This is a genomic window from Streptomyces sp. NBC_00637, assembly GCF_045161545.1.
Lineage (GTDB): Bacteria > Actinomycetota > Actinomycetes > Streptomycetales > Streptomycetaceae > Streptomyces.
In genome coordinates this window covers 5,461,070-5,483,483 of the sequence record NZ_CP109046.1, presented here as the reverse complement: position 1 = coordinate 5,483,483, position 22,414 = coordinate 5,461,070, and the positions used below count along the sequence as shown (strand labels likewise).

The window sequence follows — 22,414 nt, the reverse complement described above, 5'->3', positions numbered from 1 at the left end:
GCCCCCTGCCACCGCACGAACCGATTCCCTAAGGAGAACGTGATGTCTCGTCTCGCGAAGGTGGCCGCTGTTGCCCTCGGCACCAGCGCCGTGGTGGTCAGCGGAGCCGGCCTGGCCATGGCGGACGCGGGTGCGCAGGCCGCGGCCGTGGGTTCGCCTGGTGTCCTGTCGGGCAACGTCGTCCAGGTTCCGATCAACATCCCGGTCAACGTCTGCGGCAACAGCATCAGCGTCATCGGCCTGCTGAACCCGGCCTTCGGCAACACCTGCGCCAACGTCAGCGACCACGACAAGGGTGGCGACAAGCACGGTGACAAGCACCACGACGACAAGCACGGCGGCGGCTACGGCGGCTGAGTCTCGTCCGTACACCCCGTAACACCCCGGTCGTACCTGGCGTACGTACCACCAGGAGAGCCCCGGCACCTCGAGCGCCGGGGCTCTCCCCCGTCCAGGACCCGCTCACGCGTAGCGGTAGATGCGGGACGCGTCCTCCAGCTGGTCCGGGGTCACGTCCCACGGGGGCAGCTTCTCCCGCCGGGCGACGACCCGGCGGTACTGGCTGCTGGTGGGACCCGGCGGTTCGGCGGGCAGGTAGCGGTGTTCGCGATGTCTGCCCTGCCAGCGGGTCCACAGCAGGTCGACGAAGGCGTGGTGCAGCCAGAAGACAGGGTCGTTGACCGACGCGCCGCCGAGCATGACCCCGCCGACCCACCGGTGCACCCGGTTGTGGTTGCGCCAGGCGGCGCTGCCCGAGCCGGAGCCCCACCCCTCCAGCTTGTTGCGGAAGCCCCGGGTGACCGTCGAGTCCCAGGGCGCGGTGTCGTAGACGGGGTCCTGGAGCGCCCGGTCCAGGTCGCCGCGGGTGGGCAGGCCGATCGGGGCGGCGGCGCGGCCCAGATCCCGGGTGAGGAACTCCCCGTCGGTCACGTTCTCCCTGATGGTCCAGTCGCCGGTGGCGTAGGCGAACGGCCCGGTCATGACCTGGTGGTCCGAGCGCCGTCCGTTGCCGCCGAGGAGATCCTTGGTCCAGGGCGCGGCGGTCGCGCTGCGGTCGCGCGTCCAGTCCCAGTAGGGCACCGTCACCGAGGAGTCGACCCGGCGCAGGGCCTGCTCCAGGTCCAGCAGGAATTTGCGGTGCCAGGGCAGGAAGGAGGGAGCCATGTGGGCCGTCCGCAGGCCTCCGTCGCCGTCGGACACGTAGTAGTCGATGTGCGTCCGGACGAACTCGTCGTATTCGCCTCTTCGTTTGATCTCCAGCAGCGCCTTCACGAAGCGCCGTCGTTCGGCGCTGGTGAGTGTGCTGACGTCCTTACGGGTGTAGGCCATGGTGTCCCCCCATGTGCGGGTGATGGTGTGCCGGATTCGTCTCGCGCAGTCGCTCCCCCGGGCCGAGTCCGTCCACGGCGGCACGGACCGCCTCCAGGGGAGTGGCGTACGAGCTGTAGTGGTCGACCATGCTCAGCCAGGTGCCGTCGGCGCGGCGCATGAGGTGCAGGGGGCGGCCGTCGACCGTGATGTCCCACCGGACGTCCGCCGCGGCCGCGTGTCCTGTCGCGGCCGCGAGTCCCGGCGAGCCCGCGTGTCCCGTCGCGGCCAGGACGCCGTGGATGTGCCGGCCCCGGTAGGTCTCGTCGAAGGAGTCCGTGGGACCGCCGTCCGCCGGGCGCGAGGGCCGCGAGGCGGTGACGACGGGGACGATCGCGAGGGCCGCGGCGGCGCCGAGCAGCCCGCGCAGCAGGTCCCGGCGCCGCGCGCCGCGCGCCGCGCCGGGTCTGCCCGTGATCACCTGCACTGTGGTCACGGATGTTCCGTCGACGCTGACGACCATGGTGTGCTCCTCGTCCGGCGCACCGGACCGGTTCGCTGATCCGATCCGGTCCGGCTGTCCCTGGCGGGTCTCTGTTGCGGTGCTCGGTCACGGGTTCTGTCGCGGGTCTCCGTCGCGCGGTTCAGTCGCCGTTTCCGTAGCGGTTTTCCGTAGCGGTTTTCCGTAGCGGTTTCCACGGGGGTAACCGCCCGGCGGGCCTCCTGGTCACCGCCCGGCGCCCGATCGTTCTCCGGGGGCCGCGGATCCGGACACGGCGACGGGCCCGGACGACGGCGTCCGGGCCCGTGGTGCGTGGCGGTTCGTCCGCCGGCAGGGCTAGGGCGTGTCCTAGAGCCCCTCGCCCACGCCGAGGTCCGCGGCGGGCACCGCCTGGAGGACCGGGGTGAGTACTCCGGCCTGGGGCATCTGGAGGTCCGGCAGGCCGAAGCGGTCGGGGTTGGGCGCGGTCAGCGGGGCGTCCAGGGTCAGGCCCGGGCTCAGCGTGCGCAGGTCGGAGGCGGGGGCGTCGAGGCCGAGGTGGTTGAAGTCGCTCCCCAGGATCTCCGGCAGGGGCGCGCGCAGCCCCAGGCCGGGCAGGCCCGCGGCGACGGGCAGCTGCGGAACGACCCGCTCCGGGATGAGCCGGCCCTCGACGAAACGCGGGCCCTCGGGCGCGCCCGGCGTCGGCAGGGGGATCTCGCCGCCGATCGTGGGCAGTTCCACGTTGAGGGACTTCTCGACGCCGTCGAGCGGTACGGGAACGGGCACCGTGCCGATCGCGGCGGCGGGGGTCACTGCGGCGGCGGCACCGGCGGCGGCCGCCACACACGTGATGACTGCGGCGAGGGTTCCTCGGGTGGTCGACTTCATCTGGGGTACGGGACCTTTCGGAGGAGTGCAGGGGGGCGTTGCGTCCGTACCGGGTAACGAGCCGGAAATCGGCATCAGTTCACAATTCCCCCGAATAACGCAATCGTGCTGAAGTCATACAGCACGATGGCCACATCGGTACGGCGGACGGATGGTCAGCTCGTCCAGAAGTCCCACCACCGGGTCAGGATCAGCATGCCGATCACCCCGATGTGCAGCAGCGGCAGCACCCAGGTGAACTCGGTGAGGAAGGTGCGCACTCCGGCCGGGGCCGGCAGAAACGCGTGGCGTACGTCGAACGAGACGGCGTACCAGAACATGAGGATCGTGGCGATCCATGCCAGACAGCACCACAGACACAGCGCGTTGATCCGGTACAGGGACTCGAACTGCAACCAGGACACGAACCCGACGCCGAAGAGACAGCCGCCGGTGAAGGTCAGCCAGTACCAGCGGGGGAAGGCGGCCCCCGCCAGCAGGCTCACCCCGACGCACACGACGATCCCGTAGGCGACCAGGCCCAGCATCGGATTGGGGAACCCGAACACCGAGGCCTGGTCGCTCGTCATGACGCTGCCGCAGGAGACGACCGGGTTCAGGCTGCACCCGGGGGTGAAGCCGGGATCCTCCAGCAGCTTGAACTTGTCGAGGGTGATGACCCAGGCGGCCAGCAGCCCGGCCGCACCCGTGAGGACGAGCAGCAGGGCGTACGCGCGGCCGCTCCCCGCGGGCGCCGGGTGCGGCCGCCGCATCAGCCGCGCAGCTTGCGGGCCGGCAGGACGATGTGTCCCGCGGCCGTCAGGGTCTCGGGGGCGCCCGCGAACGCGGCCAGCTCCTCGGGCGTGACGGCCCGGCCGGGCGTGGCCTCCGGCCAGGCGCGGGTGGTGAGGACGAGGTAGGCGTAGCCGCGCTGCTCGACGGCCGCGAGCCACTCCCGCGGCGGCACGCACTGGGCGTTCAGGCTCGGCATGTTGAGGACGGCCGCGCCCGACTCTACGAGCAGGGTGAACGGCAGGCTGGGCCGCTCGGTGCCGTCGACGACGTCGCCGCCGATCGGCATGCCGTTGTCGGTGAGCAGACGCGCGACGGCGAGGGCGGTGCCCTCGGGGCCTTCCTCGGTGTCACCGAGGGAGTAGGCGAGGAGGTAGGGCATGTCGCTGCCGTCGGGGGCCTCACCGCTCCACGGCATCACGACGAGGGTGCCCAGGTCGGCCACACGGAAAGGGCGGGTTGCGCTTGGGGTTGAGGTCACCGCGCGACCCTATCGGCGGATCTGGGGGCGTTCGGGCGTGTTCTCACCCGACCGGGGGACGCCGGTCCGTTGCTCCACACGAACGAGGGACGCGCCGCTCGACCCGGCTCGAACAGCACCGAGGGCCGGTCCCGTCGGTGACGGGACCGGCCCTTCGGGAAAGACGTCTCAGCCTTGCAGCGGCAGCCCGCCGAGGAGAGCGTTGTGGTTGTTGAGGGCACCCGTCGCGCCCTTGACGGTGCTGAGTACGGAGTCCTTGTTCTCGGTGTCGAGCGCGTCCGACTGGTGCTGGACCGGCATCGCGTCCTCCAGGTTGATGGGCCCCCTGGCGAGGGTGTCCACGGCACCGTTGAGGCTGGTGGGCGTGAGGTCGGCGGGGGTCGCGAACGCGGGCGCGGCGGCACCGGCGAGGACGATGGATCCGGCAACGACAGCGGCAGCCTTCAGGGACTTCATCGGATTCCTTTCTTCGGCGACTCGGCGGCCCGGCGACCGCGCTTCTGGGCGCGTCGGCGAATCGAGTCACCAGCGAAATTCTGACGTCGTGCCTAACGAGCCCCGCCGAGTGCGGAAACCGTGTGCGCAAAAATTTCCGCACCCCGGCGGAGTGCCGGGGTGCGGAAATCGGGGAGCGACCGACCGTCAGGCGGTGGGCAGGGCGGGCACGGCGGGGAGTGCCGGAGCCGCCGCCGGGGCCTCGGCGGGCAGGGCGGGCAGGGTCAGACCGGCCCCGGCCAGCGTCGCGCCGAGCAGGTCGAGCAGGCCGGACACCACGCCGGTGACCGCCGGGACGACCTGGCTGACGTCGAGGGACGTGGCGGCCGCGAGGAGAGCGGCGACCGCCTTGTCCAGCGCGGCGACGGCGTCGGACACCGGGTCGGCGGCGGCCTTCGCCTTGGCGTCGTCACCGCCCTTGCTGAGCACGGGCTTGGCGGGCAGCGCGGCGGCCGGGTCGGCGGGCTTGGCCGGGACCACGGCAGCCGGGTCGGCCGGCACCGCGGGCTTCGCCGGCAACACGACGGCCGGGTCGGCGGGGACCGCGGGCTTCTCCGGCAGCACGACGGCCGGGTCGGCCGGCACGGCCGGCTTCTCCGGGACCGCGGCAGCGGGGTCGGCCGGCTTGGCCGGCGTCTCCGCCTCCGGGTCGGCCGGCTTGGCCGGCGTCTCCGCCTCCGGGTCGGCCGGAGTCGCCGGAGTGGCCGGGGTCGCCGGGGTCGCTGCCGTGATCTTGGCGACGGCGGCCTTGACGGCGTCGCCGAGCTCGGTCGCCTGGTCGGCGGTGAGTTGACCGTCTTCGGCCTTGAGGACGGTGTTGAGGAGGTTGGCTACCGGGGTGAGGACAGTGCCGAGCTCGCCGAGGCCCTTGGCCTGGGCGAGCAGCGCGTCGGTGCCGGCTACGGGCGCATGCGGCGCCGCGGCCTTGCGCTCACGGGCAGCGGCACCGTCGGCCGCCATGGCGGCGGGGGCGGCGATGCCGAGGACGAGGGTGGCGCAAAGTGCGGTGGAAGCGATACGCCGTACGGGCAGACCACGCATGGGAAATCCTTTCGATTGCGTCGGGCCTTGTCCCCACCGTGCAAAGCCCCGTCGCTCTCCGCAACAGATCGACTGCGGTGCGTGATCGCCGTTCGCTCTGCGTGCTCGCATCACCCCTGGTGAGAGGCCTGTCAAGGTCCGTCGAGCGTGTCGGGCGCTCGTCCCCCCATTCGGGGCAGCGCCTCCGGCGGCACACACGGCAACGCGAACGGCCGCCCTCCTGGCAGGAGGGCGGCCGTTCGACGAATGACGTGTCGTGACCTCGAAGGGTGAGGAGACGTCAGTCGTTGATGCAGGTGTTGCCGAACGCCGGGTTCAGCAGGCCGATCACGTTGATCGTGTTGCCGCAGACGTTGACCGGGATGTGCACCGGAACCTGGACGACATTGCCGGACAGCACGCCCGGGGAGTGCTCGGCGACGCCGTTCGCGCCACTGTCGGCGGCGGCGAGGCCGGAGGCGCCGACGACGGCCGCGGCGGCAACGGAGGTAAGGGCAAGGCCCTTCGCGATACGCGACATGGAGAGGTGCTCCTTGAGGTTTGGACACAAACACCCGGGCGGGGATGCCCGGCGCTGAAGTCAACGCGCGGGACCCGCAGGGGTTGTGCCGCCAAATGAGTGATGTCACCGAAGCCCGACTTCACCATTCCGACACACTTGTCCCGTTTCTACGGATTAATCCGGACAGCAGTTAGAGTTGCGCCCCATCCGACGCACGCCTATAGCAAGCAAATCGCACGAAAGGGCACCGCCGGTCATGCGCAATTCCCTGGGTCCGCTGCTACGCCGCGCGACCATCGGCGTTCTCACCCTCACCGCTCTCTGGGCACCCGGCGGCGCCCGGGCGGCCGACGCGCCGCCCGCCGCGGAGGCACGGCAACTCGGCTTCACGCAGCGCTACCACGCGACGCAGCACGGAGGAATCGTCCGCGCGGCCAACGCGTCCATCAGCTGCCGCGCCACCACCACGCCCACGGGCAGCGCGTCGCCCGCCTGCCCTGCGGTGCGCCGGGGCGGGGCGGCCGTCAACAACGCCTTCGACATGTTCTACGTCGACGTGGACCGCGACCCGAACACCTACAACTCCTCCCGCGCCGAGGTCCGGCTCCCGCAGGGCGCGCGGGTGTCGTACGCGCGGCTGTACTGGGGCGGCAACCTGCGCGTGGGCGAGCAGAAGCCTCCGAAGGACAACGGGCGGGTGCTGATCGCCGAGCCCGGCGGGGAGTACAAGGCGGTGCTCGCGGACACGATTGTCGGCCACCGGGTGGCCCAGGGCGCCGACGCCTTCCAGGCCTCCGCGGACGTCACGAAGCTGGTGCGCGCGAGCGGTCAGGGGCTGTACACGGTCGCGCAGATCAACGTGGCCATGGGCCGTTCCGCGGCCGGGGCGTGGGGCGGCTGGACGCTGGTCGTGGCGTACGAGAACCCGGCGGAGCCGTTGCGCGACCTGTCCCTCTGGGACGGCTTCGACACCCTCGACTCGCCCGCGGGCAAGGAGATCCGGCTGGGCGGGCTCGCCGTTCCACCGGGGGCGGGCGGCCGGGCCGGGCTCGTCGCGTACGACGGCGACCGCGGCCGAACGGGTGATTCGCTCATGTTCTCGACCGGTGGCCGACCGGCCGTCGCGCTCACGGACCCGGTCAACCCGTCCGACGATGTGTTGAACTCCACGATCAGCGAACCGGGGGAGGCTCCGGCGGCGCGTGTACCGGCGTACGTCAACACCCTCGGCTACGACTCCGATGTGTTCGATCTGAGCGGTGGTTTGCGGCGCGGCGGTGACCAGCTGGCCGTCCGGCTCGTTTCCCACCGGGACGCGGCGTGGGCCGGGGCGCTCTTCGTCGCCGTCGACACACGGAAGAAGCAGTAGGCGCGTTCCCGCCCGTCCCGAGCGCCACCGTGAGCGAGGAAACCGCGCCATGCACCAGCCAGAACCCGACGCCAGACTCCGGGTCCTGCATCTCACCCAGCCCGTGGACGGCGGGGTCGCCCGGGTCGTGACGGATCTGACGCGGGCCCAGCTCGCGGCCGGCCTGCACGTCACCGTGGCCTGTCCGGCCGGCCGGCTCGCCGGGGACCTGCGGTCCCTGGGCGCCGAGGTGCGGCTCTGGGTGGCGAGCCGGTCACCGGGGCCCTCGCTGCCCGGTGAGGTACGACGGCTCGGACGCCTGCTCGACGACGTACGCCCCGACCTGGTGCACGCGCACAGCGCGAAGGCGGGTCTCGCCGGACGGCTCGCGGTGCGCGGGCGGATCCCCACCGTGTTCCAGCCGCACGCCTGGTCCTTCGAGGCGGTCGGCGGGACCACCGCCGCCCTGGCGCTCCTGTGGGAGCGCTTCGGCGCCCGTTGGACGGACCGGCTGGTGTGTGTGAGCGAGGCGGAGCGCGCCACCGGGCTGCGCGCCCGCATCGGCGGGCCGGTCAGCGTCGTCCCCAACGGCATCGACCCGGAACGCTTCCACCCCGCCTCCGTCGACACCGTACGGGCCGCCCTCCTGCCCGGGCTCGATCCGGCCGCGCCGCTCGTGGTGTGCGTGGGTCGGCTGTGCCGGCAGAAGGCGCAGGACGTCCTGCTGACGGCGTGGACGGACATCACGCGGAAGGTGCCCGGCGCCCGGCTGGTCCTGGTCGGCGATGGCCCGGACGGCGAGCGGCTCCGCTCCCTGGCGCCGGAGTCGGTGCTGTTCGCCGGTGCCGTCGCCGATGCCGTGCCCTGGTACCAGGCCGCCGACCTGGTCGTGCTGCCCTCGCGCTGGGAGGGCATGGCGCTGGCCCCGCTGGAGGCGCTGGCCTGCGGGCGGCCCGTGGTGGTGACCGACGTGGACGGCGCCCGGGAGAGCCTGCCGGCCGCGCTCGCGCCCCGCTGTCTCGTGCCCGCCGAGAACCCGGCGGCGCTGGCCGGTGCCGTCTCCGCACTGCTGCTCGACCCGCTGCTGCGCGAGTCGCTCGGCCACCAGGGACGCCGTCACGTCCTGACCACGCACGACGTGCGGCGCACGGCCGAGGCGGTCGCGGGCGTGTACCGCGACCTGCTCACGCCCACCCAAGGGGCGCGCGTCGCGCCCACCGAGCGCAGGGAGTCCATCCACTCGTGACTGCGGAAAGCACCGTCCCCTCTCCCGGCGCGCAGCCCGGGTACTCTCCCGTCTCGGTCATTCCGCGACGGGAGAGCGGAGCGGGATTCCGGTTCCCCACCCGGCGGCCCCCGGCGCGGCCCGCGTCGCCGCTGCCGCTGCTGTTCACCGACGGCCTCGCCACCCTCGTGGGTGCGCTGGCACTGACCGGGGCGCAGCGCCGGCCGCTGCTGGTGGCCCTGCTGGTGGCGGCGACCATATTGCTGCGCCCGCAGCGACCGCGTCCGGTGGTGGGCGTGCTGGACGAACTGCCCACCGTCTGCGGCCGGATCGCGGTGGCCTGGTTGGCGCTGGGCACCTGCGTCGCGGCGTGGAACCCGGCCCACGCGCTGTCGACCCGCACCCTGCTCCTCGGGTTCGCGGCGCAGGCGGCGGCCTGTTGCGCGGGCCGCGCGCTGGTGCACCTGCGGCACCGCCGGGCGCTGCTGCGCCGGCCGCACGCCGCGCTCGTCATCGGCCCCGCCGCGACCGCCCAGCGGGTGGCCGCCGCCGTGCTGCGGCACCCCAGGTCCGGGGTCCAGCCGGTGGGCATCGTGGCCGAGCGGCCGGACGGTGCCGACGGACTGCCCGTGCTCACCACGGGTCAGGAGGTGCAGCGGGCTCTCATCCAGAACGGCGTCCGGGACGTCCTGTGCGTCCACCCCGCCGTGCGCACCGTGCAGGGCCCGTTGCTGCGGGCACTCGCCGAGTCGGGGTGCACGGTGTGGGAGGTCGACGCGGACACCCCGTCGTACGCGAGCCGGGAACAGCTCGCCGGGTTCTCCTGCCGTCGTCTCGACCTGGGCACCCGGCACCGGGGCAGCCTCGGCAAGCGGCTGCTGGACATCGCGGTCTCCGGGGCCCTGCTCCTGCTGCTGAGCCCGCTGCTGCTGGTGTGCGCTGCGGTGCTGCGGCTGACCGACGGGCCGGGGGTCGTCTTCCGGCAGGAGCGCATCGGCAAGGACGGCCGGCCCTTCACGCTGCTGAAGTTCCGCACCCACCGCCCGGTCGACGAGCACGAGGCCGCGACCCGGTGGAGCGTGGCCGGCGAGCGGGAGATGAGCCGCTTCTGCCGCGTCCTGCGCCAGACCTCGCTGGACGAGCTGCTCCAGCTGTGGAACGTGCTGTGCGGTGACATGAGCCTGGTCGGGCCGCGTCCCGAACGCCCGTACTTCGTAGGCCAGTTCAGCCAGACCTATCCCGGTTACGCGGCCCGCCACCGGATGCAGACCGGCATCACCGGCCTCGCCCAGGTGCAGGGACTGCGCGGCGACACCTCGATCGAGGACCGGGCCCGCTTCGACAACGCCTACATCGACAACTGGTCGCTGTGGCAGGACGTCTGCATCCTGCTGCGCACCGCGGCCGCCCTCGTGCGACCGACCGGGAGCTGAACCGCCGATGACCCTCGCCCTGCCCCTGCCCCGCGCCCGGACACTGTCACCGGTCCTGCCCGTGGTCGCCGTGGTCGCCCTGCTCGGCCTGCCGATCGGCCCCGGCGGCGAGGGCGGCGCAGGACCGGCCGACGCGCTGTCCGCGCTGGTCGTGCTGTTCTGCGCGGTCCGGCTGCTGCGGCAGCGGCGGCGCCCGCTGTCCCGTACGGCCGCCCTGGTCCTCGGGCTGCCGGTGGTCGGGCTCGCCCTCGCCGCGATGGGCGCGTCCTCGCCGGGGGCGGGACTCTCCGGCCTGGGCCGCTATCTCCAGATCTTCGTGCTGGTCCCGGCGGCCGTCGTCCTGCTCGTCCGCGACCGGGCCGACTTCCGGGTGCTGGCCTGGTCGTTCGTCGGGCTCGCGGGGTGGCAGGGGGCGGTCGGCGTCCACCAGTTCGTCACCGGGTCGGGCGCCTCCTACCAGGGCGAGAACATCCGGGCGGTCGGCACCTTCGGGCCGCAGGACGTGATGGGCATGGCGACCGTGGTGGCGTTCGGCATGATCTGCGCCGTCGGGTTGGCGCTCGGCCGGACCCCGGTACGGCAGCGGGTGATCGCCGCGTGCTCGGCGCTCGCCCTGCTGGTGCCGCTCGCGCTCTCCTTCAGCCGGGGCGCGTGGATCGCGACCGTGCTGACCTGCGCGGTCCAGCTGGCGCTCGCCGGGCCTCGGCGGGCGCTCAAGGTGGGTGCGGTGGCGGCCGCGGCCGGCGTCGTCCTGGTGGGCGGCTTCGGGGTCGGCTCGGCGATGCTCCAGGAGCGTGTCAACAGCATCACGCAGGTCAGGGACGCTCCCGACCAGTCCGTCACCGACCGGTACACGATGTGGGCGGCCGCGGTCGGGATGTGGCGCGACGAGCCGCTGACCGGCGTCGGGCTGAAGGGCTTCCCCGAACACCGCGACGGCCACGCCTCGCTCGCGCTGTCCTCCGGCAGCGACACCGACGGCGCGGGCTCCGGGTTCGTCAAGCAGCCGCTGCTCTCCCCGCACAACATGTACCTGCTGATCCTCGGCGAGCAGGGTCTGATCGGGCTGCTCGCCCTCGGGGGCTGCTGGCTGGCGATGCTGATGTGCGGGCTGCGCGGATGGTTCCGGGTCCGCCGCTCCGGCCCCGGTCTCGACTGTGCGCTCGTCGCCTGCGGCCTGCTGATCTGGCAGCTCGTGGACTTCACGTACGCCGACATCGGCGGTCCGTCGACCGTGCTGACCGCCGTCGTCTTCGGCGCCGTGGCCTGGTGGGCGCTGGTCGGCGCCGGTGGCCGCGAGGAGGCGCTCACCCGATGACGGTCACCCCTCCCCGGACGCCTCGCACGGATGGTCCGGCCTCCGTGCCGCCGGCGCGGTCCGCCGCCCGGTCCGGGGAGACGGCCGACGGCGCCGCCGGAACGACCGCCGCGAACGAGGTCCACGAGAGCGAGGCCCACGGCACGGAGGGCGGCGGCGAGGAGGGCGGCGGCACGGAGCACGGCGGTCTTCCCCCGGTCTCCCGTCGGTTCCTCGCCAAGGCCACGCTCGTCACCGCCGTCCTCTCCGTCGCCGGGGCCCTGCTCGGGCTGGTCCGGGACCAGGCGCTGGCCCGGCTGTTCGGCGCGGGCAGCGACACCGACGCCTTCCTCGTGGCGTGGACCGTGCCCGAGTTCGCGGCCACGCTGCTCATCGAGGACGGACTGGCGTTCGCCCTGATCCCGGCGTTCAGCATGGCGCTCGCCCGCCGTGCCCAGGGCGCCCCCGGCGACCCGGTCCGCGCCCTGGTCGCCGGCACACTGCCCCGCCTGTCGCTGGCCTTCGTCGCGGTGGGCGCCCTGTTCGCCGGACTGGCACCCCAGTTGGTCGAGGTCCTCGCCCCGGGCCTGCCCGACCCCGCGCTCGCCGTCGACTGCACCCGGCTCACCGCCACCTGCGTGGTGAGCTTCGGGCTCGCCGGGTACTGCAGCGCCGCCCTGCGCGCCCACCGGCGGTACGGAGCTCCGGCGGCGATCTACGTCGCCTACAACGTCGGCATCGTCACCGGGATGCTGGTGCTCGGAGGGCGCTGGGGGGTGCGCTCGGCGGCGGCCGGGGTCGCGGTCGGCGGGCTGCTGATGGTCCTCGTGCAACTGCCCTCCCTGCTCGGCCAGCTGAGGCGGCGGGGGGTGGCCGAGGAGGCCGCCGTGCAGGAGGAGCCCCGTCCCCTCGACACCCTGCTCCTCGCGACCGTGCTCCTGTTCGCGCTGTGCCGGCAGTCCCAGGTCCTCATCGAGCGCTTCCTCGCCTCGCAGCTGCCCGCCGGGGCGATCTCGCATCTGAACTACGCGCAGAAGGTCGCGCAGATGCCGATGATCCTGTCGGTGATGGTGTGCACGGTCACCTTCCCGGTGGTGGCGCGGGCGCTGGCCGAGGGGGACACCGAGCGGGCCCGCACCCGGGTCGAACGGGATCTGGCACTGGCGGCGTGTGTCGTGCTGCTGGGCGCGGCCGCCGTGCTGGCCTGCGCGCCGCAGATCATCGAAGTGCTCTTCCAGCGGGGCGCGTTCACCGCGAAGGACACGGCGGCGACGGCGGGCGTGATGCGGGTGTACGCGCTCGGGCTGCTCGGCCAGACCCTGGTGGGCGTGCTGGTCCGCTCGTACTTCTCGGCGGGGCGCGGCTCCTGGTACCCGGTCGGCGCGATGGCCTCCGGGATCGTCGTGACCTCCTGGATCGGCGCGCTGAGCGTCGGTTCCTGGGGTGTGTACGGGATCGCCGCCGCCAACGCGATCGGCATCACCGTCACCGCCCTCGTCCTGCTGGCCGGAATGGGTCCGCGCAGCGTTCCGGTCGATGTCCGGCGCGTACTGCGCGAACTGGGCCGGCCGGTGCGGGCGGCCCTGGTGGCCACTCTGGCGGGGGCCTTCGCCGCCGGGCGGTTCACCGATCCCCTGTCCGGCCTGGCCGCCGGGGGGCTCACCGTGACCGTCGTCTTCCTGCTGCTGGGCCGTGCCCTGGGATCCCAGGGCATCGCCTCGGCGCTCCGTTCCGTACGTTCCGCGACCCGAAGGTTCTCCCATGTCCGCTCCTGACCACAGCAGACGCACTCCCGTCCCGTGGGTGGCCATGTACCACTCCGTGGGGGACTGCTCCGAGGATCCGTACCGCATCACCGTCACCCCCGAGCGGCTGGAGAAGCAGCTGATGTGGCTGCGCCGGCGCGGGCTGCGCGGCGTCTCCATGGCGAAGCTGCTCGCCGCCCGCGCCCGGGGCGAGGGCCGCAACCTCGTCGGTCTCACCTTCGACGACGGCTACGCCGACTTCCTCACCGAGGCGCTGCCCGTGCTGCGCCGCCACCGCTGCACGGCCACCCTGTTCGTGCTGCCCGGCCGGCTCGGCGGCGACAACGCCTGGGACCCGCTGGGCCCGCGCAAGCCGCTGCTGACCGCCGACGGCATCTGCCGCGCGGCCTACGAGGGCGTCGAGATCGGCTCGCACGGCCTCACGCACGTCGACCTGACCCAGGCCGACGACCTCACCCTGAAGAAGGAGACGGTCGAGAGCCGGGCCGCCCTCACCGCGTTGCTGGGCACCGAGGTCGACGGCTTCTGCTACCCGTACGGGACGATCGACCAGCGCGCCATGGACGCCGTACGCGAGGCCGGTTACACCTACGCCTGCGCGATCGACCCCGGGTCGCTGAACGGGCTCCACGCCCTTCCCCGCGTGCACATCGGCCAGGACGACAACTTCGTCCGGATGCACCTGAAGTACCGCCTGCACCGGCTGCGCCGTCGGCCCGTCGAGGGGCTGCGGTGAAAGCGCTGCACATCATCACGGGGCTCGGCGTCGGCGGTGCCGAGCAGCAACTGCGGTTGCTGCTGCGGCACCTGCCGGTCGAGTGCGAGGTGGTGACGCTGACGAACCCGGGGACGGTGGCCGACGGGCTGGCCGAGGACGGGGTCCGGGTCGTCCACCTCGGCATGGCCGGCAACCGCGACCTGACCGCGCTGCCGCGCCTGGTCCGGATCATCCGCTCGGGCGGCTACGACCTCGTCCACACCCACCTCTACCGGGCCTGCGTCTACGGCCGGCTGGCCGCGCGGCTCGCCGGGGTCCGCGCGGTCGTCGCCACCGAGCACTCCCTGGGCGACTCGCAGATGGAGGGGCGGAAGCTGACCTCCGGGGTCCGCGCGCTCTACCTCGCCAGCGAGCGGCTGGGCCGCACCACCGTCGCCGTCTCCCCCACGGTCGCCGACCGCCTGCGCGGCTGGGGGGTGCCCGCCCCCCGCATCGAGGTCGTCCCCAACGGCATCGACCTGGCCCGCTTCCGCTTCGACCCGGACGCCCGCCGGCACACCCGCCGCCGTCTCGGCCTGCCCGAGGACGCCTATGTCGTCGGCGGCGTCGGACGGCTCACCGCGGGCAAACGCTTCGACGTCCTCATCCACGCCCTCGCCCGGCTTCCGGCCGACCACTGGCTGCTGCTGGTCGGTGGTGGTCCGGAGGAGAACGTGCTGCGCCGCACCGCCCACGAGGCGGGGGTCGCCGACCGTGTCCTGTTCACCGGGGAGCGCCCCTGTGTCCCCGACGGCACCCCCGGCCCCGATCTGCCCTCCCTCACCTCGGCCATGGACCTGTTCGCCTCCCCCTCCCCGGAGGAGACCTTCGGGCTGGCCGTCGTCGAGGCGCTGGCCTGCGGCCTGCCCGTGCTCTACGCCTCCTGCCCCGCGATCGAGCGGCTGCCCGCCGGGGCCACGGACGCCCGCCGGGTGACCGGCGGCACGGAGGCGTTCGTCCGCGCGCTGGCCGAGGCGCGGGCGCGGACCCCCGGACCGCGCACCGCCGCCGAGGCCGCCCACCACTACGACATCACCCGCAGCGCCGCCCAGCTCATGGACGTGTACGCGGCCACCGTTGCCGGACCACCCCTGCTCTCCCCCGCCAACCCGACACCCCAGGGAGTCAGTTCCCCATGACCGAGAACCCCCGCCGCCCCGCCGCCCTGCGCCGCGCCAAGGCGCTCCCGCCCTGGTCCCTGCTCGCGGTCGGCGCCGTCGCCGGCGGACTGCTCGGTGGCGCGTACGGCGTCCTCGAGCCGCCCACGTACACGGCCACCGCGTATGTGGTCGCCGTGCCCACCGAGAAGTCCGACCCGGCGTCCGCGCTCGGCTTCGCGCAGGCCTACGGCCGGGTCGCCACGCAGCTGGCGGTGCTCGGGGACGCGCAGGTGTGGGCCGGCGTGCCGGTGAAGACGCTCCAGCAGAGCGTGCGGACGGCGACCTCGCCGGACGCCCCGATGGTGTCGATCACGGCGACCTCGCCCCGGGCCGACCTGGCCGCCGACATGGCCAACGCGGTCTCCCGCTCGCTGACCCAGCACGCCAAGAGCTCCAAGGCCGCCACCAACGTGGAGCTCCAGCAGTTCGCCCGCGCGGTCCGGCCGACCGGCCCCTCCTCGGTGTCGCCGACGGTGACGGGCCTGGTGGGGGCGAGCGCCGGCGGCCTGCTCGGCGGGCTGCTGCTGCTGGTGCGTCCGAAGCGAGGACGGGAGGACGAGGCCGCGCGCCCCGCCGCCGTCCCCGGCCCGGCCCTCGCCGCCGACGCCCACGGAGCGCTGTGAAGCCGACGTTCACGACCGAACTCGTCACCGACGAGCAGGTCTTCGCCGCCATGGCCCCCGCCTGGGGCCGGCTGTACCAGCGGTGCGCGAGCGCCACCCCGTTCCAGAGCCACGCCTGGCTCCACTCGTGGTGGCTGTCGTACGGCAGACGCGGCCGGCTGCGTCTGCTGCTGGTCCGCGACGGCGGTGAACTCGTCGCCGTGGCCCCGCTGATGGCCGTACGCCGACCGCTGCCGTCGCTCGTGCCGCTCGGCGGGGCGATCTCCGACTACGGGGACGTCCTCGTCGACGACGAACAGGGCGAGCATGCCGTCGCCGCGCTCACGGAGGGGCTCGCGGCGGCCGCCCGCACCGCACTGATCGACTTCCGCGAGGTGCGGCCGGGCGGCGCGGTGGAGCAGGTGTACGAGCGCTGGCGCGGCCCCCGGCGACGGGTGAGCGACTCGGTGTGCCTGGAGCTGCCCGCGGTGCCCATGGACGAGTTGGTGGCCCGGCTGCCGTCGGCGAAGGCCCAGCGGGTGCGCGCCAAGCTGCGCAAGCTGACCGCGCTGGGCGTCGAGCGTCAGGTCGTGTGCGCGGAGGAGGTCGATGCGGCGCTGCGCCGGCTGCTGGAACTGCACCAGTTGCAGTGGCAGGGGCGCAAGGTGACGGGCGAGCACCTGCGCGAGCGGTTCTGCGAGCACCTGGTGCGGTCGGTCGGTCCGATGGTGCGCTCCGGGGACGCGGTGGTCACCGAGTTCCGGCTCGACGACGACGTGGTGGCCGTCGATCTGACCCTGCTGTCGCGACGGCTGGCAGGCGGGTACCTCTACGGCGCCCATCCCCGGCTGCGCGAACGCAAGGCGGACGTGGCGGTGATGCTGCTCGACGCGTGCGCCGAGCACTCCCGCAGCGGGGGCCGGGCCGCGCTCAGCCTGCTGCGCGGCAACGAGCCCTACAAGCACCACTGGCGGCCCGAACCGGTCGTCAACCAGCGGCTGCTGCTGGCCCGCCGGCGTACCGCGCCGCTGCTGTCGGCGGTCGTGTGCGACGTGGCCGCGCGACGGCGGGGCAAGGAGTTGCTGCTCCGGCTGGAGCAGCGGAGGGAGCGTGACGGTGGCGGCAGGTCCTGACGCGGGCCTGCCGCCACCGCACCGCGGATCAGTCGTCGTCCGACAACCAGTCCAACCGGAAGCACAGCTTGCCGCCGATCCAGTACTCGACCCAGTCGCCGAGGTCCATCGGTGTGCAGGGCACCGTGGGTTCGGGGGAGGGCTCGGTCGTGGGATCCGTCGAGGGTGCCGGGGGCGACGGCTCCACGGACGGTTCCACGGAGGGGTCGACGGACGGCGCCGGACTCGTCGGCGGCGTGGTCGGCTCGTCGGTACGGCCGGAGAGCAGCGAACGGTAGACGGCCGACGACTGCGGGTTCTGCCGGCACTGCCACACACCGTGCGGGCAGTAGTCGGTCACCGTGTTGTACAGCGGTTTGTGCTCGTCCATCCAGGCGAGCATGCGCCGCATGTATTCGGCGTTGTCACCGTTGCGGAAGAGTCCCCATTCGGGATAGGAAATGGGCTTGCCATGGCTTTTGGCGAAGTCCACGTGTGCCTGGAGCCCGTAGGGTTCTTTCACCTGCTCGTCGAAGGACAGGCCGGTCGGCTGGTCGTAGGAGTCCATTCCGAGGATGTCGACCGTGTCGTCCCCCGGATAGCACTCGGTCCACGGAACGGCGTCCTTGCCGCGGGTCGGCGTGAAGTCGAACCTGAATTTCTGGCCCGGCACCGAGCGCATGGTGGAGACGATCCTGTTCCAGTACTTCTTCCAGGCCTCCGGGTCCGGTCCGCACCGATGGGTGTACGTGATGCCGTTCATCTCCCAGCCGAGCACGATCACCGTGTCCGGCACCTTCAGTGCGACCAGCCGTTCCGCGAGAGCCCTGAAGTGGTGATCGAACTCCCCGGCCGCACCCTGCCGCAGCAGCCCGCGCACCTCGTCGTCGGACACCCCCTCCTCGTTGCGCTCCATCATGGGCACGTTGAGGACGAGCATGCGGTCGTCCTTCTCCAGCCTCCAGTCCGCCCACACGTCGAGGAAGCCTGGCGGGCCCTCGATGTTGTGCCACCGGTCGCCCGGCAGGTAGGTGTGGCCGACGCGCAGCTCGGCGCCGTCCAGCCACTCGCTGAGCTCGGCGATCCTGGCCACGCCCCGGGCGCCGTAGTCGAGGTAGGCGCCGAAGGCGGGGGTGACCTTCGCGGGCTGGGCGGACGGGACGGGCGGGGCGGACGGCGTGACCGTCTCCGCCGGGGTCACGGGCGCCTCGGGGACCACCGGCGTCTCGGGGGTCACGGGTGCCGCCGGTGTCGCACTCGGGACGGCCACGGCCGGGTCGGGCGGGACGGTCACGGCCGGGTCGGGCGGGAGGGGTGCGGGGAGGGTCGCCGCGGCCGTCGGGACGGTGGGGGTGGGAGCGGGAGGATCGGCTACCCGCACCACCCCCGCGCCCGCGGCGAATCCAGGTCCGGACGCCAGCGCGGCCGATGCCGCGACCGCTGCCGCGACGACGGCCAGCCGGCGGGACCGCGCGCGTCGCTGCTGTGGGGCCATGCCTGCTCCTTTCTCCACTCTCACGTAACACGCAGGGGTCGCGCGTTACTGACACTCAGTCATATGAAAGTCACACGAAAAGGAACTGCGCCACCGTCGTTACGGCTTTCGAGTAAATCGATCGCCCATACCGGTGAACTGAACCGAAGGACCCGGAAAAAAATGCCCGAGTCGCTGCTCGACACCCGCGTCCCCGCCGTTCTGCTGCGGATCGACCGGAATCCCTTTCACCACGGAACGCTGGGTGCCGTGCGCTCGCTCGGCAGAGCCGGAATCGACGTGCACGTGGTCGCCGACTCCACGGGAAGCCCCGTACGCAAGTCCCGATTCGTACGCCAGTTGCATCCCCCGCCGCCGCCCGGCGCCACCCTCGCCGACATCGCCGCCACCCTGCTGCGGGTGGCCGCACGCATCGAACGGCCCGCCGTACTGATCCCGATGGACGACGCCGGCGCGGTCGCGGTGAGCCGCCTGCGCGAGGAACTGGCGCCCGCCTACCTGCTGCCGCAACAGCCGTGCGCGGTGCCCGAACGCGTCGCCGACAAGGCGGAACTGACCCGGCTGTGCGCGGCGGCGGACGTGCCGCACCCGCTCACCGTGATCCCGGACAGCGCGGCGCAGGCGGCCTCCGCCGCCTGGCGGCTCGGTCTGCCCGTGGTCGCCAAGTGGAGCCGGCCCTGGCTGCTGCCCGCCGGTTCGGGGCTGCGCAGCACCCTCGTGGTGCGCTCCACCCAGGAGGCGCGCGACCTGTACCTGCGCACCGAGGAGGCCGGCAGCCAACTGCTGCTCCAGGCCTTCCTGCCGTCGGGCCCGGACCGCGACTGGTTCTTCCACGGGTACGTCGACCGCGCCGGCGCGGTCGGCGGCGGTGGACCGGGCCGCAAGCTGTGTGCCTGGCCACGCGGCGCGGGGCTCACGGCGGTGGGCGAGTGGACCGAGAACCCGCAGGTGCGGACGCTGGCCCAGCGGCTCACCGACGAACTCGGCTACCGGGGCATCTTCGACCTCGACTTCCGCCGCTGCGGCGCGACGGGCGACTACCACCTGCTCGACTTCAACCCGCGCCCCGGCGCCCAGTTCCGGCTCTTCAGCGACGGCGCCGGACTCGACGTCGTCCGCGCCCAGCATCTCGACCTGACACACCGTCCGCTGCCCGCGGGGATGCCGCTGCCGGGCCGGGCGTTCGTGGTGGAGAACTACGCCCCGCTGGCCGCGCTGCGACCGGCGCGCCGTGGCCGTGAGCTGGCCTGGCACGCGGGCGACGACACCGCTCCCGGCCGGGCCATGTGGGGCCTGTGGGGCGCCCACGTCGCCCGTCGGCTGCTCGACCGGCTGCGCCGGGCCGGTGCCTCGGGCGCGGCCGGGGTCCGGCCCCGCGTGGTCCGCCAGGCGACGCCGCCCACGCCGTCCCTGACCGACCTCACCGAACCGCCCCCCGGCGCACCGGCCCCGGCCGCGACCGCCCCGGCCGCACCGACCGACGACGAGAAAGCGAGCAGTTGCTGATGTACGACCTGCTGGTGGTGGGCGCGGGCCCGTACGGCCTGTCCATCGCGGCGCACGCCGCGGCCGCCGGGCTGAACCTGCGTGTCTTCGGCCGGCCGATGGCCTCCTGGCGCGACAACATGCCGGGCGGGATGTTCCTGAAGTCCGAGCCGTGGGCCTCCAACCTCTCCGACCCGTCGGCCCGCTGGCGGCTCGACGCGTACTGCGCGACCCAGGGCGTCACGGCCCGGCACGGGGAGCCGATCCCGGTGGAGATGTTCGCCCGGTACGGGCTGTGGTTCGCCCGCAACGCCGTCCCCGAGGTCGACGAACGCACGGTGACCCGGATCGTGTCCCGCCCGGGCGGCTTCGAGGCGGTCACCGCGGACGGCGAGACCGTGCACACGCGGACGGTGGCCCTGGCTGTCGGCGTCATGCCCTTCGTCGAGATCCCGGCCGCCCTGCGCGGGCTCTCCCCCGACCTGGTCTCGCACAGCAGCCACCACGGCGACCTCGACCGCTTCCGGGGCCGGGACGTCACGGTGATCGGCGGCGGCCAGGCCGCCCTGGAGACGGCCGCCCTGCTTGCCGAACAGGGCTGCCAGGTACGGGTGTTGGCCCGCGCCGACCGGCTGCGATGGAACGACGTGCCGCCACCGTGGGAGCGCCCGCGATGGCAGGCGGCGCGCTCCCCGCAGAGCGGGCTCGGCTGCGGCTGGCGCAACTGGTTCTACGCCGAACGCCCCGGCTTCTACCGCCGGCTCCCGGAACCGACCCGGGCACGCATCGCGGCGACGGCGCTCGGCCCGGCCGGCGCCTGGTGGCTACGGGACCGGGTGGAGGGCTCCGTCCGGGTATGTCTCGACCACGAGGTGACGGCGGCGCGAGCGGTCCCGGGCGGGGTACGGCTCGAGGTGGCCGGAGCGGACTCCTTCGACACCGAGCACGTGATCGCGGCCACCGGCTTCAAGGCGACCCGTGACCGGCTCGGACTGCTCTCCGGCGAACTGCGCGGGGCGCTGGCCACGGTGTCCGACGGCTCCCCCGAGGTGGGCCGCGACTTCGAGTCGTCGCACCCCGGCCTGTTCCTGGCCGGTCTGGTGACGGCGGCCGGCTTCGGTCCGGCGATGCGCTTCGTGTACGGCGCGACGTTCACGGCGGGCACCCTAGTCCGGGGCGTGCGGCGCCGGCTGCACACGGACGTGCCGAGCGGGGCGATCCCGGCACCGGGCCGGCACGGCGCGGCGGAGACCGTACGGCGCTGAGCCGGACGGGGTGTGGGTACCGGACGCGAGGGCATCCGGTACCCGGTGCCTCACCGACGGGACGCGGCTCGTCCTCGCCGGTACAGGACGACGCCGCCCGCGATGAGCGCCGCGCTGACGCCGGAGGCGGCCAGCAGAGCGTCGCGGTCGCCGCCGGTGTGCGGCAGCTGCGGCGGCGAGCTGTGCTCACCACCGCCTTCCGGAGGCGTGGAGTGCTCACCGTGCGGCGGCTGACCGCCTCCCCCACCACCGTGCGGCGGAGGGGTGGAGTGCCCGCCGTGCGGAGGCGGGGTCGAGTGGCCGCCGTGCGGAGGTGGAGTCGTGTGACCACCACCGGGCGGGGTGCTGCCGCCGCCGTGCGGAGGCGGCGTCGTGTGACCGCCGCCCGGCGGAGTCGAGTGGCCCCCTCCGGGAGGCGGAGTCGTATGACCACCGCCGGGCGGGGTGCTGCCACCACCGTGCGGAGGCGGCGTCGTGTGACCGCCGCCCGGCGGAGTCGAGTGACCCCCTCCGGGAGGCGGGGTCGAGTGACCGCCACCGCCGCAGGTGTCGCCGTAGCCTCCGCAGTCGTCACCGGGACCGTGGCTCTCGTGTCCGGAGTCGCCGTAACCGGAGTCGCCGTAACCGGAATCCTCGTGGTGGGGCCTGCCGTAGCCGGAATCCTCGTCCTGGGAGTCGCCGTAGCCGGAGTTCCCGTAGCCGGAATCCTCGTCGCGGGACTCGCCGTAGCCGGCGTCGCCGTCGCGGGGCTCACCCTCGGCGTGCGGTACGCCCTGTGAGCGATGCCCGTGCGCGTCCGAGAGGTTGGCACAGGAGTTACCGAACGCCGGGTCGAGCGCGGCGACGACGTCGACCGAGTTGCCGCAGGCGTTGACCGGGACGTGCACCGGGGCCTGGACGGCATTGCCCGACAGGACCCCGGGCGAACCCTTGGCGGCTCCTTCGGCTGTCGCGTCGGCGAGGGCGGTGCCGCCCGCGCACAGGGACAGGATGCCCGTCGCGGCGGCGGCCGCGACCATTCCCCTGCTCAGGGTCTGTCGCAATCTCGTTGTCTTCCTGCTCGGAGAAGTGGGAAAAGCCGGCCCTGGACCACAGGAATGTCGTCCAGGACCGGCCTCGATCCAGCGGTACGGCTGGTGTGTCGTGTCGTCAGTCGTTGACGCAGACGTTGCCGCCGGCCGGGTTCAACGCGGCGATGATGTTGATGGAGTTGCCGCACACGTTGATCGGGATGTGGATCGGAACCTGGATGACGTTGCCCGACAGGACACCCGGGGAGCCGATGGCAGCCCCGTTCGCACCCGCGTCGGCGAAGGCGGGGGCAGCCCCGCCGAGGGCCAGGATCAGACCCGCGACAACAGCAGCGCTCTTCTTCATGACTTTCCCTTCTCTGCGGTCATGCCCAGATGACGGTCGAAACCGAGCGAGCGCAACTGGAACGGCTCGCACCATGACCCGCAAGCTGCAAACGAGAGATAGACGGCCGAAGAAACTAAGAA

General features: G+C 73.2%; 23 protein-coding genes. 12 read left to right on the top strand and 11 right to left on the bottom strand.

The window, feature by feature from the left end; translation table 11 throughout:
- The first annotated feature begins 42 nt into the window (after positions 1 to 42).
- Positions 43 to 357 (top strand): chaplin, encoded by a 315-nt coding sequence (locus OG440_RS24100; protein ID WP_406008863.1) that lies wholly within the window; start codon positions 43 to 45, stop codon positions 355 to 357.
- A 105-nt stretch (positions 358 to 462) separates the two neighbouring features.
- On the opposite strand, the gene OG440_RS24095 is transcribed toward OG440_RS24100, so the two are convergent.
- From OG440_RS24095 to chpG, 8 genes are all read right to left on the bottom strand, one after another.
- A complete protein-coding gene (locus OG440_RS24095) occupies positions 463 to 1,329 on the bottom strand; it encodes a tyrosinase family protein (RefSeq protein ID WP_406008862.1) in 867 nt (288 codons plus the stop codon).
- Positions 1,313 to 1,831, bottom strand: coding sequence for a tyrosinase family oxidase copper chaperone (locus OG440_RS24090; protein WP_406008861.1), 519 nt, complete (start codon positions 1,829 to 1,831; stop codon positions 1,313 to 1,315). Before OG440_RS24090 ends, OG440_RS24095 begins: the two co-directional genes overlap by 17 nt.
- Positions 1,832 to 2,158: 327 nt before the next feature.
- Complete coding sequence (locus OG440_RS24085) at positions 2,159 to 2,680, bottom strand: hypothetical protein (protein ID WP_406008860.1); 522 nt, start codon at positions 2,678 to 2,680, stop codon at positions 2,159 to 2,161.
- A 155-nt stretch (positions 2,681 to 2,835) separates the two neighbouring features.
- Positions 2,836 to 3,432, bottom strand: coding sequence for a vitamin K epoxide reductase family protein (locus tag OG440_RS24080; RefSeq protein WP_406008859.1), 597 nt, complete (start codon positions 3,430 to 3,432; stop codon positions 2,836 to 2,838).
- Entirely contained in the window at positions 3,432 to 3,932 is a 501-nt protein-coding gene (locus tag OG440_RS24075) for a DUF5949 family protein (protein WP_406008858.1), read from the bottom strand. The genes OG440_RS24080 and OG440_RS24075 overlap by 1 nt, the downstream gene beginning before the upstream one ends.
- Before the next feature lie 168 nt (positions 3,933 to 4,100).
- Positions 4,101 to 4,388, bottom strand: a complete 288-nt coding sequence (locus tag OG440_RS24070; protein WP_406008857.1) for a hypothetical protein — start codon at positions 4,386 to 4,388, stop codon at positions 4,101 to 4,103.
- 186 nt (positions 4,389 to 4,574) lie between these two features.
- Positions 4,575 to 5,468: a hypothetical protein gene (locus tag OG440_RS24065; RefSeq protein ID WP_406008856.1), complete on the bottom strand. Its 894-nt coding sequence runs from the start codon at positions 5,466 to 5,468 to the stop codon at positions 4,575 to 4,577.
- A 280-nt stretch (positions 5,469 to 5,748) separates the two neighbouring features.
- A complete protein-coding gene (gene chpG / locus OG440_RS24060) occupies positions 5,749 to 5,988 on the bottom strand; it encodes a chaplin ChpG (protein WP_328481780.1) in 240 nt (79 codons plus the stop codon).
- A gap of 238 nt (positions 5,989 to 6,226) precedes the next feature.
- Between chpG and OG440_RS24055 the strand changes: the two genes are divergently transcribed.
- The 9 genes from OG440_RS24055 to OG440_RS24015 are packed head-to-tail and all read left to right on the top strand — an operon-like array spanning position 6,227 to position 16,691.
- Complete coding sequence (locus OG440_RS24055; RefSeq protein WP_406008855.1) at positions 6,227 to 7,339, top strand: DUF3344 domain-containing protein; 1,113 nt, start codon at positions 6,227 to 6,229, stop codon at positions 7,337 to 7,339.
- Positions 7,340 to 7,388: 49 nt separating this feature from the next.
- Positions 7,389 to 8,564, top strand: coding sequence for a glycosyltransferase (locus tag OG440_RS24050; protein WP_406008854.1), 1,176 nt, complete (start codon positions 7,389 to 7,391; stop codon positions 8,562 to 8,564).
- A complete protein-coding gene (locus OG440_RS24045; RefSeq protein WP_406008853.1) occupies positions 8,561 to 9,976 on the top strand; it encodes an exopolysaccharide biosynthesis polyprenyl glycosylphosphotransferase in 1,416 nt (471 codons plus the stop codon). Before OG440_RS24050 ends, OG440_RS24045 begins: the two co-directional genes overlap by 4 nt.
- 7 nt (positions 9,977 to 9,983) lie before the next feature.
- Positions 9,984 to 11,294: an O-antigen ligase family protein gene (locus tag OG440_RS24040; protein ID WP_406008852.1), complete on the top strand. Its 1,311-nt coding sequence runs from the start codon at positions 9,984 to 9,986 to the stop codon at positions 11,292 to 11,294.
- Positions 11,291 to 13,048 carry a murein biosynthesis integral membrane protein MurJ gene (gene murJ / locus OG440_RS24035; protein ID WP_406008851.1) on the top strand — a complete coding sequence of 586 codons (1,758 nt, stop codon included), beginning with the start codon at positions 11,291 to 11,293 and terminating at the stop codon, positions 13,046 to 13,048. The genes OG440_RS24040 and murJ overlap by 4 nt, the downstream gene beginning before the upstream one ends.
- Complete coding sequence (locus OG440_RS24030; RefSeq protein WP_406008850.1) at positions 13,035 to 13,775, top strand: polysaccharide deacetylase family protein; 741 nt, start codon at positions 13,035 to 13,037, stop codon at positions 13,773 to 13,775. The genes murJ and OG440_RS24030 overlap by 14 nt, the downstream gene beginning before the upstream one ends.
- Complete coding sequence (locus OG440_RS24025; protein ID WP_406008849.1) at positions 13,772 to 14,935, top strand: glycosyltransferase; 1,164 nt, start codon at positions 13,772 to 13,774, stop codon at positions 14,933 to 14,935. The genes OG440_RS24030 and OG440_RS24025 overlap by 4 nt, the downstream gene beginning before the upstream one ends.
- The gene (locus tag OG440_RS24020) at positions 14,932 to 15,579 is read left to right on the top strand and encodes a lipopolysaccharide biosynthesis protein (RefSeq protein ID WP_406008848.1); all 648 of its coding nucleotides are present in this window, start codon (positions 14,932 to 14,934) and stop codon (positions 15,577 to 15,579) included. Before OG440_RS24025 ends, OG440_RS24020 begins: the two co-directional genes overlap by 4 nt.
- Positions 15,580 to 15,629: 50 nt before the next feature.
- Positions 15,630 to 16,691, top strand: a complete 1,062-nt coding sequence (locus OG440_RS24015) for a GNAT family N-acetyltransferase (RefSeq protein WP_406011440.1) — start codon at positions 15,630 to 15,632, stop codon at positions 16,689 to 16,691.
- 28 nt (positions 16,692 to 16,719) lie between these two features.
- On the opposite strand, the gene OG440_RS24010 is transcribed toward OG440_RS24015, so the two are convergent.
- On the bottom strand, positions 16,720 to 18,165 hold the full coding sequence (locus OG440_RS24010) for a glycosyl hydrolase (protein WP_406008847.1): 1,446 nt from the start codon (positions 18,163 to 18,165) through the stop codon (positions 16,720 to 16,722).
- A gap of 162 nt (positions 18,166 to 18,327) precedes the next feature.
- Between OG440_RS24010 and OG440_RS24005 the strand changes: the two genes are divergently transcribed.
- The gene (locus tag OG440_RS24005) at positions 18,328 to 19,671 is read left to right on the top strand and encodes an ATP-grasp domain-containing protein (RefSeq protein ID WP_406008846.1); all 1,344 of its coding nucleotides are present in this window, start codon (positions 18,328 to 18,330) and stop codon (positions 19,669 to 19,671) included.
- Complete coding sequence (locus tag OG440_RS24000) at positions 19,671 to 20,915, top strand: FAD-dependent oxidoreductase (protein ID WP_406008845.1); 1,245 nt, start codon at positions 19,671 to 19,673, stop codon at positions 20,913 to 20,915. Before OG440_RS24005 ends, OG440_RS24000 begins: the two co-directional genes overlap by 1 nt.
- A gap of 50 nt (positions 20,916 to 20,965) precedes the next feature.
- Here OG440_RS24000 and OG440_RS23995 read toward each other — a convergent pair whose 3' ends face one another.
- Both OG440_RS23995 and OG440_RS23990 read right to left on the bottom strand, forming a co-directional pair.
- Positions 20,966 to 21,958 (bottom strand): chaplin, encoded by a 993-nt coding sequence (locus OG440_RS23995; protein ID WP_406008844.1) that lies wholly within the window; start codon positions 21,956 to 21,958, stop codon positions 20,966 to 20,968.
- A gap of 106 nt (positions 21,959 to 22,064) precedes the next feature.
- Positions 22,065 to 22,292 carry a chaplin gene (locus tag OG440_RS23990; RefSeq protein ID WP_406008843.1) on the bottom strand — a complete coding sequence of 76 codons (228 nt, stop codon included), beginning with the start codon at positions 22,290 to 22,292 and terminating at the stop codon, positions 22,065 to 22,067.
- Positions 22,293 to 22,414 lie beyond the last annotated feature (122 nt).

Excerpts from the sequence above, each read along its gene's own strand:
- OG440_RS24050 (WP_406008854.1), top strand. The coding sequence starts at position 7,389 with ATGCACCAGCCAGAACCCGACGCCAGACTCCGGGTCCTGCATCTCACC.
- OG440_RS24015 (WP_406011440.1), top strand. The coding sequence starts at position 15,630 with ATGGCCCCCGCCTGGGGCCGGCTGTACCAGCGGTGCGCGAGCGCCACC.
- chpG (WP_328481780.1), bottom strand. The coding sequence starts at position 5,988 with ATGTCGCGTATCGCGAAGGGCCTTGCCCTTACCTCCGTTGCCGCCGCG.
- OG440_RS24070 (WP_406008857.1), bottom strand. The coding sequence starts at position 4,388 with ATGAAGTCCCTGAAGGCTGCCGCTGTCGTTGCCGGATCCATCGTCCTC.
- OG440_RS24000 (WP_406008845.1), top strand. The coding sequence starts at position 19,671 with ATGTACGACCTGCTGGTGGTGGGCGCGGGCCCGTACGGCCTGTCCATC.
- OG440_RS24085 (WP_406008860.1), bottom strand. The coding sequence starts at position 2,680 with ATGAAGTCGACCACCCGAGGAACCCTCGCCGCAGTCATCACGTGTGTG.
- OG440_RS24065 (WP_406008856.1), bottom strand. The coding sequence starts at position 5,468 with ATGCGTGGTCTGCCCGTACGGCGTATCGCTTCCACCGCACTTTGCGCC.
- OG440_RS24095 (WP_406008862.1), bottom strand. The coding sequence starts at position 1,329 with ATGGCCTACACCCGTAAGGACGTCAGCACACTCACCAGCGCCGAACGA.
- OG440_RS24055 (WP_406008855.1), top strand. The coding sequence starts at position 6,227 with ATGCGCAATTCCCTGGGTCCGCTGCTACGCCGCGCGACCATCGGCGTT.
- OG440_RS24100 (WP_406008863.1), top strand. The coding sequence starts at position 43 with ATGTCTCGTCTCGCGAAGGTGGCCGCTGTTGCCCTCGGCACCAGCGCC.
- murJ (WP_406008851.1), top strand. The coding sequence starts at position 11,291 with ATGACGGTCACCCCTCCCCGGACGCCTCGCACGGATGGTCCGGCCTCC.
- OG440_RS24020 (WP_406008848.1), top strand. The coding sequence starts at position 14,932 with ATGACCGAGAACCCCCGCCGCCCCGCCGCCCTGCGCCGCGCCAAGGCG.
- OG440_RS24005 (WP_406008846.1), top strand. The coding sequence starts at position 18,328 with ATGCCCGAGTCGCTGCTCGACACCCGCGTCCCCGCCGTTCTGCTGCGG.
- OG440_RS24040 (WP_406008852.1), top strand. The coding sequence starts at position 9,984 with ATGACCCTCGCCCTGCCCCTGCCCCGCGCCCGGACACTGTCACCGGTC.
- OG440_RS24080 (WP_406008859.1), bottom strand. The coding sequence starts at position 3,432 with ATGCGGCGGCCGCACCCGGCGCCCGCGGGGAGCGGCCGCGCGTACGCC.
- OG440_RS23990 (WP_406008843.1), bottom strand. The coding sequence starts at position 22,292 with ATGAAGAAGAGCGCTGCTGTTGTCGCGGGTCTGATCCTGGCCCTCGGC.
- OG440_RS24030 (WP_406008850.1), top strand. The coding sequence starts at position 13,035 with ATGTCCGCTCCTGACCACAGCAGACGCACTCCCGTCCCGTGGGTGGCC.
- OG440_RS24090 (WP_406008861.1), bottom strand. The coding sequence starts at position 1,831 with ATGGTCGTCAGCGTCGACGGAACATCCGTGACCACAGTGCAGGTGATC.
- OG440_RS24010 (WP_406008847.1), bottom strand. The coding sequence starts at position 18,165 with ATGGCCCCACAGCAGCGACGCGCGCGGTCCCGCCGGCTGGCCGTCGTC.